Source organism: Bathymodiolus heckerae thiotrophic gill symbiont, from assembly GCF_900128515.1.
Classification (GTDB): Bacteria; Pseudomonadota; Gammaproteobacteria; order PS1; family Pseudothioglobaceae; genus Thioglobus_A.
Genome location: NZ_FQTP01000216.1, coordinates 1 through 1,177 on the forward strand (window position 1 = coordinate 1; position 1,177 = coordinate 1,177).

2 protein-coding genes and 2 pseudogenes are annotated in these 1,177 nt (G+C 31.2%); 1 reads left to right on the plus strand and 3 read right to left on the minus strand.

All coding sequences use genetic code 11. The features are described 5' to 3' along the window. Together BTHERMOSOX_RS11350 and BTHERMOSOX_RS11355 are read right to left on the minus strand one after the other, a co-directional pair. Nucleotides 1–105 (minus strand): annotated as a pseudogene (locus BTHERMOSOX_RS11350) (co-chaperone GroES); the annotation flags it as partial. 312 nt (nt 106–417) lie between these two features. Beyond that, nucleotides 418–744, minus strand: coding sequence for a winged helix-turn-helix transcriptional regulator (locus tag BTHERMOSOX_RS11355; RefSeq protein ID WP_138121219.1), 327 nt, complete (start codon nt 742–744; stop codon nt 418–420). A gap of 121 nt (nt 745–865) precedes the next feature. On the opposite strand from BTHERMOSOX_RS11355, the gene BTHERMOSOX_RS11360 reads away from it, so the two are divergent. After that, nucleotides 866–1,051: a hypothetical protein gene (locus tag BTHERMOSOX_RS11360; protein ID WP_138121220.1), complete on the plus strand. Its 186-nt coding sequence runs from the start codon at nt 866–868 to the stop codon at nt 1,049–1,051. Between the two features lie 2 nt (nt 1,052–1,053). Here BTHERMOSOX_RS11360 and BTHERMOSOX_RS11365 read toward each other — a convergent pair. Beyond that, a pseudogene (locus tag BTHERMOSOX_RS11365) lies at nt 1,054–1,177 on the minus strand (IS1595 family transposase); the annotation flags it as partial.

The window sequence follows — 1,177 nt, forward strand, 5'->3', positions numbered from 1 at the left end:
AGGCTTCTCAGTAGCTGAGTCTGGAATGATTAAACCACTTGCAGTTGTTTTTTCTTCTTGCGTTCTACGAACAATCACGCGGTCTTGAAGGGGACGAATGTTCATTGTTTCTCCTGATTAATTGAATGATAATTTCTCAAATTGCATAACAACAAATAGTTAAGCAACTTATGTCTAAGTTTATATGTAGGGGCGGTTTTTATTCTTTCAAGTGTGAGAGTTAAATAATTACAAGATTTTTTAGTAAAAAAATAACAGCATTAAAACCCTTAACAAAGAAATTTTAATTACACGCGAAGAAGACTCAGGTACTCGCATTGCCATTGAGCGTTGAAAGGTAACCTATCGCCTATTGCTCAATGTTTTAAAACTTTCATTATTGAAAATAGTTAAAAAATATTGAGTAATTTTTACATTTTATTTCAATTTTTGACCAAAATCAGCCATGGCTTCTAACACTATTTTAAAATCTTGTCCAAGCTCGGTTAACTCGTATTCGGTAGTGAGTGGAATGGTTGGATAAACAGTTCTTGTAATCATTCGTCTTTCTTCTAAAAATCTTAATCGTTGAGTTAATACTTTTGGACTAATTTTAACTAACGCTCTGGCAATTTCTGAATAACGCTTTTTGCCAGAGATGAGTTCACGTACAACAAGTGTCGTCCACTTTCCTTCAATTATTTTAGCTGTTTTTCTAACCGGACATTCTTCCCATCTCTGTTTGATTTTTAACAAATTTTCCATTATTATTGTCCGTTATTAATAAATAATTATAAACTATCCTTTTGGTAACTACTTTCTTTTTAATAGTTAAAGAATTATAATTTAATTTCTGTAATTTTGCAGAATTTTTAAAGGAAGTATAATGAAAAGAATGACTTATTTATTTTATGTAGTGGGCTTTATTCAGATTATGTTAGGCGTATTCCACCTTTTTGCACCCGAGTTTTTCTTAGTGCAAACAGGTCATAGCGTTCCAGAAGCAGATATTTTTTATCCATTAGGAATGCTAGCATCAAGATTTCTAGTGATTGGCGTTGTATTTATTTAGGGTCATGACAACTTAAGCGACTCTTTTCTGAACATTTCAAGCAAAATCTTATAAAGATTTTGCTTGCGATTATTGAATCTAAATTCACATTCTTTCAAGTGTAGATTAAACATATTTTTATTCATT

Coding starts and splice junctions, on each gene's coding strand:
- BTHERMOSOX_RS11355 (WP_138121219.1), bottom strand. CDS start 744: ATGGAAAATTTGTTAAAAATCAAACAGAGATGGGAAGAATGTCCGGTT.
- BTHERMOSOX_RS11360 (WP_138121220.1), top strand. CDS start 866: ATGAAAAGAATGACTTATTTATTTTATGTAGTGGGCTTTATTCAGATT.